Annotated in this window: 9 protein-coding genes and 1 pseudogene; 5 read left to right on the forward strand and 5 right to left on the reverse strand. The window is 72.3% G+C overall.

Features of this window, described 5'->3' with window-relative positions; translation table 11 throughout:
- Nucleotides 1-198: 198 nt before the first annotated feature.
- The 3 genes from OG858_RS46500 to OG858_RS46510 all read right to left on the reverse strand — a co-directional run bounded on the left by OG858_RS46500 (nt 199) and on the right by OG858_RS46510 (nt 6,936).
- Nucleotides 199-1,440, reverse strand: coding sequence for an acyl-CoA dehydrogenase family protein (locus tag OG858_RS46500; RefSeq protein ID WP_328543744.1), 1,242 nt, complete (start codon nt 1,438-1,440; stop codon nt 199-201).
- Between the two features lie 104 nt (nt 1,441-1,544).
- Nucleotides 1,545-3,056, reverse strand: coding sequence for an FAD-binding oxidoreductase (locus OG858_RS46505; protein ID WP_086750765.1), 1,512 nt, complete (start codon nt 3,054-3,056; stop codon nt 1,545-1,547).
- Between the two features lie 751 nt (nt 3,057-3,807).
- Nucleotides 3,808-6,936, reverse strand: coding sequence for an AfsR/SARP family transcriptional regulator (locus OG858_RS46510; protein ID WP_328543743.1), 3,129 nt, complete (start codon nt 6,934-6,936; stop codon nt 3,808-3,810).
- A 266-nt stretch (nt 6,937-7,202) separates the two neighbouring features.
- On the opposite strand from OG858_RS46510, the gene OG858_RS46515 reads away from it, so the two are divergent.
- The gene (locus tag OG858_RS46515; protein WP_086750760.1) at nt 7,203-7,652 is read left to right on the forward strand and encodes a DUF2690 domain-containing protein; all 450 of its coding nucleotides are present in this window, start codon (nt 7,203-7,205) and stop codon (nt 7,650-7,652) included.
- Nucleotides 7,653-7,729: 77 nt separating this feature from the next.
- Here OG858_RS46515 and OG858_RS46520 read toward each other — a convergent pair whose 3' ends face one another.
- Complete coding sequence (locus tag OG858_RS46520) at nt 7,730-7,882, reverse strand: hypothetical protein (RefSeq protein WP_328543742.1); 153 nt, start codon at nt 7,880-7,882, stop codon at nt 7,730-7,732.
- A 288-nt stretch (nt 7,883-8,170) separates the two neighbouring features.
- On the opposite strand from OG858_RS46520, the gene OG858_RS46525 reads away from it, so the two are divergent.
- The 3 genes and pseudogenes from OG858_RS46525 to OG858_RS46535 all read left to right on the forward strand — a co-directional run bounded on the left by OG858_RS46525 (nt 8,171) and on the right by OG858_RS46535 (nt 12,040).
- Nucleotides 8,171-9,931, forward strand: a complete 1,761-nt coding sequence (locus OG858_RS46525) for a S8 family peptidase (RefSeq protein ID WP_319067597.1) — start codon at nt 8,171-8,173, stop codon at nt 9,929-9,931.
- Between the two features lie 922 nt (nt 9,932-10,853).
- Nucleotides 10,854-11,237, forward strand: a pseudogene (locus OG858_RS46530) (DUF3533 domain-containing protein); the annotation flags it as partial.
- 233 nt (nt 11,238-11,470) lie between these two features.
- Nucleotides 11,471-12,040: a TetR/AcrR family transcriptional regulator gene (locus tag OG858_RS46535; RefSeq protein ID WP_327747628.1), complete on the forward strand. Its 570-nt coding sequence runs from the start codon at nt 11,471-11,473 to the stop codon at nt 12,038-12,040.
- Nucleotides 12,041-12,799: 759 nt separating this feature from the next.
- On the opposite strand, the gene OG858_RS46540 is transcribed toward OG858_RS46535, so the two are convergent.
- A complete protein-coding gene (locus OG858_RS46540) occupies nt 12,800-13,573 on the reverse strand; it encodes a maleylpyruvate isomerase family mycothiol-dependent enzyme (protein ID WP_319316858.1) in 774 nt (257 codons plus the stop codon).
- Between the two features lie 850 nt (nt 13,574-14,423).
- Between OG858_RS46540 and OG858_RS46545 the strand changes: the two genes are divergently transcribed.
- Entirely contained in the window at nt 14,424-14,624 is a 201-nt protein-coding gene (locus tag OG858_RS46545) for a hypothetical protein (RefSeq protein WP_319316862.1), read from the forward strand.
- Nucleotides 14,625-14,837: the final 213 nt, after the last annotated feature.

The following is a 14,837-nucleotide window of genomic DNA, read 5'->3' on the forward strand; positions in this document are numbered from 1 at the left end:
CCTTATCCGCCGCAAGAGGGATCATCCAGAGCCTCCTTACGGCCATGCACTCCCCGCCCGCCCAGGAACAGGCCGGACACACTCCCGCCCCGCCACGCCGGACGGGCTGCGCCAGGACCTCGAGGACACCGGGACGGGAGCGGAAACCCGCCCCGCCGGCCGACTGCCCGCCGCGGCAGGACAGCACCAGCAGGGCGCTCACCCTTCGTGGTGGCGGCCGGTGCCCCCATGGACGACGCCCACGCTGTAGGCGTTGTGCGGGATGCCGCCCAGCAGCAGGGCACCGGCGGACTGCAGAACCTGCTCCTGGGCGATCACGTGCTGGCACATCGTGTTGAGGTCGCGCAGCCAGCGGTCCAGCACGGAGGGCCGGTAGACAGCGGCGGTGGCCGCCAGGTCGAACAGATCGGACACCACCGAACGGGCGGTACGGAAGGCGTTCAACCGGGCCAGCACCGTGGCGACCTGCTCGTCACGGGTCGGCACATCACCGGCCTCCAGGATCTCCCACTGCTCGCGCAGGCTGCCGTAGACGGCGTACCGCGCGGCCGACAGGTCCATCTCGGCCCGGGCGACGACCGTCTGGACACGGTAGGTGTCCGACCACGGCAGCCCGGTGGCACGGTCGATCCTGGTGGCGGCCATCTGCCGGATGTGGTCGATCGCCGCGCGAGCCACACCCAGCGGCACACCGGGCATGTTGCGCAGCACCGCGTCCGCGGTGGCCGCCGCACCGGTGATGCGGGGCTCCGCGAAACTGAAGGTGTACTCCTGCGGCACATACAGGCCGTCCGCGCGGTAGTCCCTGCTGCCGGAGGCTGCCAGACCCGTGCTGTACCAGGTGTCCTGGACCAGGAAGTCCTCCACGGGTGCCACGATGATCCGCCAGTTGCCCGGCGCGCCCGGCGGACCGGGCTCCAACTCGCCGTTCCGCGTGATGAGAACACCCCCGACGACCCAGGTGCTGTGGGTGATGCCGCTGCCGAAATGCCACTGCCCGGTGACCTGGTAGCCGCCCGGCACCCGCTCGGCACGGCCCATCGGCATGATCGCACCGGCGGTGGCGGCATCGGGATCGGCCAGCAGCCGGCGCGCGACGTCCTCGCCGAGGAAGCCCGCGTAGATCGGGGTGTCCATACCGATCATCGCGCACCACGCGGCGGAGGCGTCACCCGTGGCGAGGGCCTCGATGACCTCCGTCTGCTCGACGGCATCAAGTCCGGGACCGCCCCACGCCCTGGGCACGGCCATACGGAAGACCCCGGTCCCGCGCAGCAGTTCGACGACATCGGACGGCAACCGCCGGATGTTCTCCATCTCCTCGGAGCGCTCCCGCAGCCTCGGCGCGAGGGCCCGCGCCCGGGCCAGGACGTCCTCCGCGGTGACAGGAGTTTCCTGCGGCGCTGCGCAGCCGGAGTCCAGCAGGTCCATCAGGCTCATGCGCTGCTCTCCCAGCGTCCGTCGGGTCTCATGCGGTTCGGGTGTCTCCCCTGTGGTCCGGCCCGGCCCGTACGACGGGCCGCCCGGGCGGTGCGCGGTGTTCATCACGCGTAGCGCCCGGCGGCGATGACGCGGTGGGGGTCGACGGCGTCCTTCAGCCGCCGGGCGAACGCCCGCGCCCCCACGCCCGGGGTCAGCCGGCCGGCCCAGTCGCTGTGCTCGATGTCGAGGCGGTAGGGGAGGAACCCTTCGGCCGTGAAGAGCTCATAGAGCCGGTCCAGGGCCCGGTGGGCGCGTGCGGCCTGCTCGGTGTCACGGGCGAACCTCATCGTCACGACACAGTCGACGACGTCCGCGTTGAGGGCGTTGAGCGTGACGCCGCAGCGGATCCCGCTCTCCCTGCCCACGCACTCGACCAGCTCGTGCGCCCGTTCAAGTGCCGGGCCGGTGAAGGGAACCAGTGGCAGGAAGAGCAGGAAGCCGCCCTCCTCGTCGAGCCGGCCGGCGGGCCGGCCCGTCTTGGCCTCGAACAGGGTGTCCGTCGGATCGGGGTCACCGGCGTAGGCCCGCTCCACCCGTACGGCGCCGTCATGGCCCGCGGCGGCCGGGTCGGTGGCGTCGGTGTCCGACACCGCGCTGAACAGAGCGGACCGGACGGCCTCGGTGACGATGATTTCGGTGAGCGCGTCCACCGCCTCCGGGGTCCCGTCGACGCACACATGCACCAGGTACTGTCCGGCCGGGCCGGCGTAGGCCCTGGCCGCGGTCTCGTTGTACATCTTCACCACGCCACGGGTCAGGCCCTGGCTCACCCAGCGGCGCACCTCGGCGGTCGCGGAGCGCACCTTGTCGGGGCTGAAGTTGAGCCGGACCACCCGCAGCGCCTCGGGCCTCGCCAGCAGCCGCACCGTGGCCGCGGTGACCACCCCGAGACCGGACTGGACGAACAGCTGCACCAGCGAGGGACCGAGGCCGTGGGCGTGGACCGGGGTCGCGCGGCCGGGTTCGGGCCACCAGCCGACCCGGATCAGTTCACCGCTCGGCAGAACGACCTCGACGCCCGTCAGATCCTCCGTGCGCTGGTGGCGCAGGCCCACACCACGGTCCAGGGCATTGCCGACGACACTGGTGTGCGCGGAGGAGGCGGTCACGTTCACCATGCGCTCGGTGCCCTGCAGGAGTTCGGCGAGCCGGGCCTGGCTCACCCCGGGCTCCACAACGGCCCAGCCCCCGGCCACGTCGATGTCACGGATCCGGTCGAGGCCGGACAGGTCGAGCACGACCGCACCGTCCCCGGCGGGCTCACGCGAGCCCAGGCCCCAGTTGCCTCCGGTGCTGAAAGCGTGCAGAGGGGCGCGGGCCCTGCCGTCCGCGAACAGCTCGACGACCCGCCGCACCTCCTCGGCCGTACGCGGACGCACCACACCGCAGACGTCCCGCGCCCGGTACAACCCGGCGTTCGGCCCCAGCACGGAGTCCGGTTCCGCGCCGCTGACGCCCCGGGGACGCGTGACCCGGTCGGCGCCCACGACTCGTACGGCCCTGTCCAGCACAGCCTCGACGCCCACACCGGCGGACACCTCGTGCTGAAGGTCGGTCACGGAACGAACGGTCATGGACACACCTCGGTTCCTTCGCGGATGAAGCGGTGAGGTCTACGGCGGCTCCGCAAACACGACAGGCACCCACCGCCACGCTAGAAACCGCCCCACCACGGCTTCCCCCCGATCGCGCACGGGCTCTGACGATTTCGCGCACGCGTTCGGGACCGCGCCGTCCGGGTGGGCGGTCATGCCGGCGGCGGTTGAATCCCGGTTCTGGTTCACCCTCCGTGCCGGAGCCATGGAGGGGCACCACGCCGGAGGTCGCGCAGGGAACCGGCCTCCCGGGCCCGGGCCACGTACAGGATGCGTGTCGCCACCCGGGGTCGAGTACACCGGGGACCAGCTCGCCCAGGACCGTTCAGGGCACGCGGCCGAACTGACTCACCCCCCCGCTCAGTCCACAGGAACGGGACCAGGGCACCACGTCGACCACGCTGTAGCCGGGATCGGCCGAGGACTGACCACCGTACCCGCCGTAGGAGGACTGACCGATGTACCCGCCTTGGCCGCCCGAGGGGCCGTAGTACCCACCCGTGGGCGGCGGGGCGTCGTATGTCTCCGCAGGCGCGGCGACTTCCCTGTAGTAGGGGAGGCTGGTCCGTTGCGGTCCGTTGCGGTCCGTTGCGGTCCATGTGGCGGCTGCAGGGTGCTGGCGGGGTGAGCCATGCGCGGGCCGAACGTCATGCCCTGGGCCGGCAAGGCAGTTTGGGGTGGGTGGGTTCGGCTGGTTGCCCTCTCTGGCCCCTTGGGCAGGGGTCCTTCGTCAGCCCTCCTCCTCCGCCCCGGTCTCCTCGGCCGTCCGGGCCGGTGTGTCCAGTAGCAGGAGCGCCGTGCGCACCTCGTCGACGCGGGGCGAGTCGAGCGCCGTGTACAGCGCCAGCGCCGCCCGGAGGTGGTGCGCGGCCCGCTCCGGGTCCCGCAGCGCCTGCCGGACCAGGGCCGTGCCGAGGTGGGCGCGTGCCTGTTCCTCCCGCTCCTCGATCCCCGACGCCGCCTCCAGCGCCGAGGCGTGCGCGTCGAGGGCCTCGGTGTGCTGTCCGGTTCCGTGCAGCGCCTCGCCCAGGCCGTTGAGGGCGCCGGCCTCGCCGTAGCGCTCCCCGGTCCGGCGGAAGAGGTCCAGGGCCCGGCGCTGGTGCGCGGCCGCCTCGTCGTACCGGCCGAGACCGTGCAGCGCGTTGCCCAGGTTGGACAGCGCGTGCCCTTCCCCGCCGGTGTTGCCGAGCCGTCGGAACAGGGTCAGCGCGCGCTCGAAGTACCCGGCCGCGGCCGCGTGGTCGCCCAGCCGGGCCACGACGATGCCCAGGTTGCCGAGCGCGCTGGCCTCGCCCAGCGGGTGGCCCGTCGAGCGGTAGAGCTCCAGTGCCCGGCGGTACTTCTCGATCGACGCCTGGTAGTCCTCCAGCAACTCGTGCACGATGCCCAGGTTGTTCAGCACGTCCGCCTCGCCGTGCGCGTCGCCCTCCGCGCGGAACAGCCCGACCGCCCGCTCGTGGTGCTCGGCGGCCTCCCGGTACTGCCCGCGCAGTTCGTGCAGCACGCCGACGTTGGTCAGATGCCGGGCCTCGCCGGTCCGGTACCCGACGCGCCGGCACAGCGCGAGCGCGGTGTCGTGGTGCCGGTGCGCGCTGTCGTAGTCGCCGAGCCGCCGGTGTACCGCCCCCAGACAGACCAGCACGTCGGCCTCGCCGCGGGCGTCACCGGCCGAGCGGGCCGCCCGCAGCGCGTGGGTGTGGACGGCCAGGGCGTCGGCGTAGTGCCCGGACCGCTCGTAGTGCCGGTGGAGGGTGGTGGCAAGGCGCACGGTGTGCCCGGACGGGCCGGGCTCCTCGGTCCGCGAGCACAGCGCCACCAGGGCCGGCTGGGCGGCGGCCAGCCAGGCGCGGCACTCCTCGGCCGTCCGCAGCGGCGGCAGTCCGGCGGCCGGCAGCTCGACGGCGGGGCGCAGATGCCGTTCGGCCGGGTAGAGCAGGTCCATGGCCGTCGCGGACGCCGCCAGGCAATGGTCCAGCAGCCGGGCCACGGCGGCGTCCCGGTCCCGCGCCGGGTCGTGCCGGGCGGCCAGCTCCCCGGCGTAGGCCCGCAGCAGGTCGTGCATGCCGTGCCGGCCGGGACCGGTCCGCTGCACCAGGTGCGCGCCGGCCAGCACGTCGAGCGCACGCCGGGCGCGGTCTGCGGACTCGCCGACCAGGGCGGCGGCGGAGTGGACGTCGACCTCGGCACCGGGATGCAGGCCCAGCAACCGGAACAGTCTGGCGGGCAGCTCGGGGAGACGGTCGTAGGACCAGGAGAACACGGTGCGCACCGCGGCCCGCGGATCTCCGTCGCCGTCCAGCAGGTCGAGCCGTCGTCGGCGGTCCCGCAGTTCGGCGACCAGGCCGGCCAGGGGCTCGGCGGGACGCGACAGCACCAGCTCGGCCGCCACCCGCAGGGCCAGCGGCAGCCGCCCGCACTGCTCTGCCATGGCCTCGGCCTCGGCCGGCTCGGCGTCCACGCGCGGTCCGATCAGCGCGCGCAGCAGCGCCGTCGCGTCGTCGGGGGACAGCGCGTCGAGGGCCACCCGGTGCGCTCCGTGCAACGACACCAGCGACGCCAGCGCATCCCGGCTCGTGATCAGCACCCGGCAGTCCGGGCCGCCCGGCAGCAGCGGTCTGACCTGGGCGGCGGAGGCCGCGTTGTCGAGGAGGACGAGCAGCCGCCGTCCGTCGACGGCCGTCCGGTAGCGCGCCGCCCGGTCGTCGAGCCGCAGCGGGATCTCCGGCCCGGAAACCCCGAGCGCGGTGAGGAACCCGGCGAGCGCCTGGGCCGCGGACACCGGCTCCTCCGGGTCGTAGCCCCGCAGATCGACGTAGAGCTGCCCGTCGGGAAAGGCGTCCCGCATCCGGTGCGCCCAGTGGACGGCCAGCGCGGTCTTGCCGACGCCCGCGGTGCCGGAGACGGCGGAGACGGCCACCGCCGCCGTTCGGCGGACGTCCTCCCCGGCGAGCAGATGCTCTGTCAGTTCGGCGAGTTGCTCGTCACGGCCGGTGAAGGGACGCACGTCCATGGGGAGTTGGGTCGGGATCGGCGCGGGGGCGGCGACGGCCGGGGCGGGCGCGGGGCGCGGTTCGGCGGACGGCTGCCCGGTGTCGCTCTCGCTCAGCAACTCCGCGTACATGGCCCGCAGTTCACGTCCCGGAGGTACACCGAGTTCGTCGGCCAGCTGCCGCCGGATCCCGGTGTAGGCGTGCACCGCCTCCGCCGTCCGCCCGGCCTCGCCCAGGGCGCGGACGAGCATGACGGCCAAGGGTTCCGACAGGGGGTGCTCGGCCGCCAGGGGGCGGAGCAGGGCGGGCACCTCCTGCGGCCTCCCCTCGCGCAGGAGGGCCCCGGCCCAGGCGAGCGCCGCCTCGATCCGCTCGCCGGTCCACACGGTCCGCATGCGCTCGATCCAGGCCCCGGCCTGCTCCGGCAGCGGCGCACCCCGCCACAGCCGCAGCGCCTCCTCCAGCACACGCACCCGCTCGGCCTCGGTGGGGCACACCCGGCCCCGGGCGACGAGCGCACGGAAAAGCAGCAGGTCGACGGCGTTCTCGTCCGCTTCCAGGACGTAGCCACCGGAGGCCCTGACGATACGGAGCGCTCCGCCCTCCCCGTCCCGCGGGGCACCCTCCGACTCGGCCGCCGCGGCGTCCTCCAGGAGCCGTCGCAGTCGGCTGATGTGCGCGTACAGGACCGACCTGGCCCCGTCCGGCGGATCGGCGTCCCACACGCGGTCGATCAGGGTGTCCACGGGGACGGGACGCCCGGCGTCGGTCGCCAGCGCCGCGAGGACAGCCCGCCGGCGCGGCTGCCCCACCTCGCGCACCCGCCCCCCGACCCGCAGCTCCAGGGGGCCGAGCAAGTGCAGTCTCACCGTTGACGCCGCGCTTCCACTGGTCCTCCGATCGATCCGCCACCTCCGTGACCGGTCGGCACAGCGCCGGACGTCACAAGGTTTTCGCAAGGTCCACCGTAGATCCTCACGGCGCAGGTCGTCGGGCGTTCCACCGCACGAACCAGCCCCACAGGAAAGCATCCTGACGGGGCGTCGCATCACCGCCGCCGGGTCCCCTGTCGTGCGGGGTTCGGCAGGGGCCCGGGTCGGCCTGGACCCAGAAACACCCCAAGAGGAGACAGAACATGAACCTTCGGCGCTGGGCCGCGGCCGCGTCCGTCCTGATGATGGCCGGGGCGGGCACCGCCGTCGCCGCCCCCGCTCATGCGGCCCCGGCCGCGGGCTGCTACGGCGCGTCCTGCGAGGGCAAGGACCCCGACGTCTACTGCGCGGACGACGCGAGGTCCCCCGTGGGCGGGGTGCGGATAGGCCAGGCGTACGTGGAGCTGCGCTACAGCCCGAGCTGCCGGGCGGCGTGGGCGCGCATCTCTGACGCGAGCTACGGGAACGGCCAGTTCACCCCGTTCGTGACCGTCCACCGCAACTCCGACGGGCGCGAGTACACCTGCGCCGTGCAGCGCGGCGCCACGGGCTGCTACACCCGGATGGTCAACGACGTCAACGTGACCTCGTACGCCAAGGGCGAGTGGGACAGCGGCGCGCGGACCTACACGGGGCGCACGTCGAGCTACTGACACGCACCGACCCCGGTACCGGGCAGGGCCCGCCGCGACGCACGCGGCGGGCCCTGCCCCGTCGTACTGACTGACCGTCACGAGCCGAGGGTGAACAAGTCCCGCTGGCATTGCGGCAGTTCCACAGTGTCGGCGTGGAGCAGCGCGTCGGCGGGCTCGAAGAAGCGGCTTGCAAGGTCGTCGATGTCGCAGCGGCTGCCACCCATATGTCCGGACTGCCGGAGCGCCATCGTCGCCGCACGGTGCGGCTTGCCCGGCAGACATCCCAGGTGGCGCGGAGGTGAGCGGCCAAGGGCCGCACGTCTCGTCCGCCGTCGGCCGCACCCGTTCCCCGCAGCACCGCGCTGCACCGTCGTAACGTCGCGGCACGGAAAGGTACTTCCGTACAGGAGGACCCGTCTGACATCTTGCATCCACCACTCGTTTCGTACGGCCCGGCCGGTGCCCTCAGCACGGCCGGGCCGTCTCCGGAGGACGCCTTGATACCCCACATATCCAGCCGATCCAGACGCACGCTGGTGCTGGCGGCCACGCTCGGCACCGCCCTCGCGTTCGGCGCCCCGGGCGCCCTCGCGGGCACGCTCCCCGTCGCCCCCTCCACCGCGCCGGCCGCCAAGGCCCACGCTCCGGCCGCCGTGCCGGCTTCCCAGAGCGCGACCTGGGTGGCCGGCACGCGTGCCTACCTCGTGATCACCGCCCCCGGTGACAGTTCGGCGGTCCGCTCCGCGATCGCGGCAGGCGGCGGCACCGTCTTCTCGAACTTCGACGCCATCGGCGTGATCGTCGCCCACTCGGCGTCCAGCGGATTCGCCGCCACCATGCGCGCCGTCGCCGGCGTGCAGCAGGTCGGCGCCACGCGCACCTCGGACGTCCCGGCCGACGCCTACAACCCGGCGCTCCCGGCCAATCCGGCTCAGGCCTCGACCCCGGCCGGAGAACCGGTCCGGGCCGACATGAGCCAGATCAAGGCCGACCAGGCCTGGGCCGTGAACCCGGGCTCCGCCTCGGTCAAGGTCGGCATCCTGGACACCGGTGTGGACGACCGGCACCAGGACCTGGCGCCCAACTTCAACGCGGCCGACTCGGTCTCCTGCGCCTACGGCAAGCCCGACACCCGTGCCGGCGCCTGGCGGGACGTCGACACGCACGGCACCCACGTGGCGGGCACCGTCGCCGCGGCCAAGAACGGCAAGGGCGTCGTCGGCGTGGCCCCCGGGGTGACGATCGCCGCGGTCCGGGTCGCCGAGCCGGGCAACGCCTTCTTCTTCGCCGAGAACACCATCTGCGGCTTCGTCTGGGCCGGTGACCACGGCTTCAAGGTCACCAACAACAGCTACTACACGGACCCGTGGCAGTTCAACTGCCCGGACAACATCGACCAGGCCGCCATCATCGAGGGCGTCAAGCGCGCCCAGGAGTACGCCGAAAGCAAGGGCTCCCTCCAGGTCGCCGCCGCGGGCAACGAGAACTACGACCTCGCCCACAAGACGACCGACTCCGCGAGCCCGAACGACTCGACGCCGGTCACCCGCACCATCACCAACGCCTGCCTCGACATCCCGACCGAGCTGCCGGGCGTGGTCACGGTCGCGGCCAACGGCACGGGCGTCACCAAGGCCTCGTTCTCCAACTACGGGCAGGGCGTCATCGACATCGCGGCGCCGGGCAGCAGCGTGTACTCCACCGTCCCCGGCGGCGGCTACGGCAGCAAGAGCGGCACCTCGATGGCCGCCCCGCACGTGGCCGGCGTGGCGGCACTCATCGCCAGCGCCGACCCGGGCATCACCCCGGCGCAGATCCGCGCCAAGCTGGCCGCCCAGGCCAACGACATCGCCTGCCCCTCGGACAGCCGCTGCACGGGCACGACGGCCGACAACGCGTTCTTCGGCGAGGGACAGACCGACGCCCTCAAGGCCGTCGGGGCCACCCCGCCGCCCGGCAAGTACTTCGAGAACCTCGCGGACTTCGCCGTCAACGACAACGCGACCGTCGAGAGCCCGATCGCCGTCACCGGCGTGACCGGCAACGCACCGGCCACCCTCAAGGTGGGTGTCGACATCAAGCACACCTACATCGGTGACCTGAAGGTCGACCTGGTGGCGCCGGACGGCACCGTCTACACGCTGCACAACCGCGCCGGCGCCGGCGCCGACAACATCGCCCAGACCTACACCGTGAACGCCTCCTCGGAGGTCGCGAACGGCACCTGGAAGCTGCGCGTCAACGACAACGCCGCCTCCGACACGGGCAAGATCGACGCCTGGAACCTGACCTTCTAGCGCGCAGGGCCCGGCAACGCCCGCGTACAGCACGCACTGCGCCGGCGACAGCTCCCCGCCCGCGGCCGCGGACAAGGCGGGCTGCGGTCTGTTCGGCCAGAGCTGCGAACTGCTGGGCGGCAGAGGGCATGGGGGCCTCGGCGGCGGTGCACGCCGCGGTCGGGGCCCCACCATGCCGGACACCGTTCCCGGGAAGGCCGCGGACGGCCTGGGGACGGTGTCCGGCTCACCGTGCGCGTCCCTGAGGAGCTGCAGGGCGGTGTCCGCGCTGACCGGCCGGGCCGACCCTGACCCGGGGCGCACGGGAGACCGCGTACGCCTGGCCGGAGATCGAGACGATCGCCGTGGTGGCCTGGCCCCGTGGCGTTGTGACCAGGCCCCGTGGCGTTCGCCACCTGGGGCTGCTTGCGATCCGGCCCATGGGGCGCATCGAGGAGAGGACCGACCGTACGAAAGCCTGCTGCCGAGACCGGTGCCGGGTGACCTGACTCTGTGTCTGCTGCCGGAGGCGACGCATGATCGGCGGCTCCTGGAGACCGCGCTCGCGAGGTTCGCCGACGAGGAGCAGCTCGCCCTGCCCGGCCAGGCATGGCTGCGGACGTCTGCCGGGGTCCCGGCGCCTCCCAGGACCGGCTCCGCGTTCGTCGGCCGTCAACCGATGAAGGTGTCCGCCCTCATGGGGCCGGTGCTCAGGGCCCCTCGGCCGGAACAACAGGAAGGCGCCGTGCTGCGAGCCACGATGGCAGTCTCCTCCGGCTCCGGTCGGCGGCAGGCCGTGCACCTCCCGGCCGGCGGCAACCGTCGTCGTCGGCCGTCGTCGTCGGCCGTCGTCGGCCGGGGTGGTTGCGCGAGCATGCCCATGCGGCCTTGCCGCGACGGTGGGGTGGTGTGCGAGGCATGCGCGCCCCGAGCCCGGGCTGGTCTGTGCGCCATCGCGGTCTGCGGGATCGGCGCGCTCACCCTCCTCGCCGTGTTCGGCACGCCCGGCATGCTGGTGGTCACGCTGGTCTTCATCGGGATGGCGGTGCCGACGGCCGGGGCCACCACCCCGATCGAGGCGCTGCCCGGCTTCTTCCGCTTCCTCGCGGAGTTCGAGCCACTGCGGCAGATCACCGGCGGCATCCGCTCGATCCTCTGCTTCGACGCGCAGGGCGACGCGGGCCCGACCCGGGGCTGGGTGATGATGGCCGCCGGCCTCCTGGCGGCCGTACTGTTCGGCTTCGGCGTGCTGGGCTGGTACGACCGCAAGGGACTGCACCGCATCCCGGTCGAGACGGAGCCCGGGAAGAGCGCCGCCCCGGTGTAGCGCATCCGCTCCCGCATCACTTGGGGCGGGGCTGTGGTGCGGAGTGGCCCCGTGTGCGTGGCCCGTGGGGACGGAGGGCGGGCGCACCGTCAGGGCTCGGCGAGGGTCTTTCTCCCGGGGCCGTCGCCGAGCCTCTGGGTGGACGCGAGGTGCCCGCACGGCGCGGGGCGGCTCCCGGCACCCATGGAAACTGATCGGTTTTTATTTCGTCCGATTCGAGTTACCCTCGCGATATGACCACCGAAGTGAAGCCAAGTTCCAGAGAGCGGCTGCTGGAGGCAGCGGCCACGCTCACCTACCGAGACGGTGTCAACGTCGGCGTCGAGGCCCTGTGCAAGGCGGCGGGAGTGTCGAAGCGCTCCATGTACCAGCTGTTCGAGAGCAAGGACGACCTGCTGGCGGCAAGTCTGAAGGAGCACACTGCCTCCTTCGTGGCCGCTCTCCTGCCCCCGGCGGACGACGGCCGCACCCCCCGCGAACGGATCCTGCACGTCTTCGAGCAACTGGAGTCGCAGTCGGGCGCGCCCGACTTCCAGGGCTGCCGGTACCTGGCTGTGCAGATCGAGCTCAAGGATCAGACCCACCCCGCGAGCCGGGTGGCACACCAGATCAAGGCGAAACTGACGGCCTTCTTCCGTGCCGAGGCAGAACAGGGCGGCGCGAGCGACCCCGACCTGCTGGCCCGGCAGCTCATCCTGGTCTTCGACGGCGCCAGCGCCCGCGCGGGGATCGGAGCCGACACCATCACGGGACTCATCGCCCCCACCGTGGTCACCCTGCTCGACACGGCAGGCGTGCGCTGACGCCTCGTCCTTCCCGCGTTTCCCGGATCCTCGTCGGGCCCGCCCGGACGACCTCGCCGATCAGGCCGCCGGCCTGTGTCCCGGCGGCCGCCACGGCGGCACATCCCTGCATCTGCATGTGCATCAGAAACGTTTCGGGGCGTGTCGAGACCACCCGCGTGTGAGCGTTCGCCATTGCCCGAAGGGCCGGCGCTCCCCTCTCCATCCCGTTGGCCGCCCTCTCGAAGCAGGCACGTGTCTTCCGCGCTCCGTGCTCCGCGCCAGTGCGGCGGCGAAGATCGCCCCTTCGAGTGATCCTGTTGTGCGCCGTCCGGTGAGGTGGCGGTCATGGCGGCGTCGGCCGCGTGGGCCCCTGCCGAACCCACGAGGCCCAGCCGAGGCGGCCCCCCCCCACCGATACCGCCGCCGTCCTGAGGATTCCACGCCGGGGATCAGTACAGCCCTCCCCGGAGTGAGTCGCGTGCGAGGACTGGCGTGGGGGAGCAGGCGGAGAGCGTGGGCCCCCGACACGGACTCGGTCCGTGTTCAGCCGGGCACGCCCACACTCACCGGTTGGCCCTGGACGGCGGCACCTGCCGTCGGCGCAGTCGATCACTGCTCGGTCAGGGTGACCTCGTCGCAGTAGCCGTCGCCCGTTCCGGGGACGAGGTGGCAGTAGATGCGGGCGGCCGTCACACCTGCCCCCGTCGTGAAGGTCGTCGACTGCTTGGAGAAGGTGCTCGACGTGGTCGAGGCACTCGTGACGCGGAGCCGTTATAGCTATGGTGCTGTGAAGAGCAGCGGGAAGCGCAGGCCCAGCCACGGTTTGCGGCCCCAGACGACAACCTTGGCGCGGGCCATGACGGTGGGGACGGTCCAGCGGCCCAGGGCGAGGAGGAGGAAGGCCACGGGGTCGATGGCTATCGTGCAATCGGGGCGCCTGGGCGGGGTGTCGGTGACCGTGGGCACGCCGTCCGCGAAGGTGACGGCGAAGCGGTCGCGGCCGATCCGCAACAGATAGCACGCATGGTGGCCGGCCGCGCCGGGGTTCACTACACGCGGCATGGCCAGTCGTATGAAGGGCAGCGTGAACGCGACCACTTCTCGGTCGACCATGTGCGGCCCGCGCAGCGCGACCGCGATGTCGTATCCGTGCCCGAGCAGGTGCGTGAGCAGGTACGAGCCCAGGGTGGCCCTATCCATCGGCCCCATCGGCGTCAGCACCGCCTCCCGCGGACTGCAACCGGCCGCGGCCGCAACGAAGGCCCGGGCCCTGTCCGCGATCTCCGCGCCGAGGACCGCCGGATCCCGCTGCGGGAAGACGGCCAGAGCCGCACGGTTGGCCGCCGCGAGACCGCTCGGCGTCCCATCGCCGTAGGGACGGTCCTCGCCCGCCCCGATGTCCCCCATCAGCTTCCCTGCCAGCGCGAGGTGCGCCGCCGCCTCCCCCACCGTCCACTCCGCGCCGGGCAACGGCGTCCGCGGGTCGGCTCCCGCCTCGAGCAGCACCGCGATCCGGTCGGCAGTGGCGACAATGGCCCCCTCGAGTGTCATGGGCACGATCGTGTACGCAGTCGGACGTCCTGTCCAGTGCCCTGTCGGTCCCGCTCCCGCCTGTACCTGAAGAACCACTACTGACCTCCTTTCGGATTGTCCTCGGGCGCCGGGGGCAAGGGTCGGACCGGTTTCGGTGAGGCAGCCGTTGATGGGTTCGGGATGGCACTGGATGTGGGCGAGGCCTCGGCGGAGGGTGCGGGTGAGGTGCTCGGGATCGCTGAATGCGGTGCTGGCCGTCCACCCGCACCGTAACAGGGGCCGGACACCTTCCACCGGGTTCAAGTCCGCTCTGCAGAAAGGAAGTTGGGCGATGGTGGGTCAGTCGTGGCCGGCTGCGTACCTACACCCGCGGCAAGGACCGCATCCTGCGACGCATCACGTGAGCCGGATCGGCGAGGAGTGCCAGGGCGCCGAGGGTGCCGTTGCCTGGGCTGCATCCGCCGGCATCCCCGTCACGCCGAAGTCAGCCAGGATCGAAGAACTGCTGTGCTCACACGAGACCTTCGCAGAAGACCTCTTCAGCACACTGCTCGACCAGCCGGGCTTCCCGGCCTGCGACGCCGGGGCGAGGCACGCATAAAGTATCCGGATGATCATTGGAGGGGGCAGGTACGCCCGAAGTGCCGTCTGTACGGCACTGCTTGCCCTTGCCGCCGCAACAGCCGGATGCAGCAGGGCAACGGACGGTGGGACCGCGCAGCCCACCGACATCGTCACGTCCGCGCCTGATCCGAGCGAAACAGCCGGGCGCAAGGCATGCATTGACGCGTGGGCCAAGGCCGTCCTCGCCCACCCCAGGCACTGGAGTCCGGGTCTGGAGGAAACGCCCGAAGAGTGCCCAGGGCAGTTGGGAGACACCTGGGCGACCCTGTACGTGCTCGGCAAGGAGAAAGCCGAGAAGGAAAGGGTGAAACTTCCGCCGATCGATGACGGTGCTCCGACCGCGGCGCTGTACGAGGTGCCCGGGGAGATCGAGCAGTTGGTGCAGGAACACCAGGGGCCGGGCGACGAGGAGATCGAAGAGCCGACCGCTCCCCGAGGGACATGAGCACTAACCGCCTGGCCGCCGTGCTCTTCGACGGCGACTGGACGGCCGAGGACAGCGCGCTGTCAGTGCCCCGCCGTAAGGTGCCGGGCGTGGCACGTCATCGGCCTCGACCCGCAGTTGTCACCACCCCCGGCCCGCACCGCTGTCCGGAAAGCCCGACAGAGAGCAGATCCCGCCGTGTTCCAGGAGACCCCCATCTTCAGCCGCCTAGTC

It is taken from the genome of Streptomyces europaeiscabiei, assembly GCF_036346855.1.
GTDB classification, from domain to species: domain Bacteria; phylum Actinomycetota; class Actinomycetes; order Streptomycetales; family Streptomycetaceae; genus Streptomyces; species Streptomyces europaeiscabiei.

What these genes read in the sequence shown, in the direction of transcription:
- OG858_RS46500 (WP_328543744.1), bottom strand. Translation starts at nt 1,440, where the DNA reads ATGAGCCTGATGGACCTGCTGGACTCCGGCTGCGCAGCGCCGCAGGAA.
- OG858_RS46505 (WP_086750765.1), bottom strand. Translation starts at nt 3,056, where the DNA reads ATGACCGTTCGTTCCGTGACCGACCTTCAGCACGAGGTGTCCGCCGGT.
- OG858_RS46515 (WP_086750760.1), top strand. Translation starts at nt 7,203, where the DNA reads ATGAACCTTCGGCGCTGGGCCGCGGCCGCGTCCGTCCTGATGATGGCC.
- OG858_RS46520 (WP_328543742.1), bottom strand. Translation starts at nt 7,882, where the DNA reads ATGGCGCTCCGGCAGTCCGGACATATGGGTGGCAGCCGCTGCGACATC.
- OG858_RS46535 (WP_327747628.1), top strand. Translation starts at nt 11,471, where the DNA reads ATGACCACCGAAGTGAAGCCAAGTTCCAGAGAGCGGCTGCTGGAGGCA.
- OG858_RS46540 (WP_319316858.1), bottom strand. Translation starts at nt 13,573, where the DNA reads ATGACACTCGAGGGGGCCATTGTCGCCACTGCCGACCGGATCGCGGTG.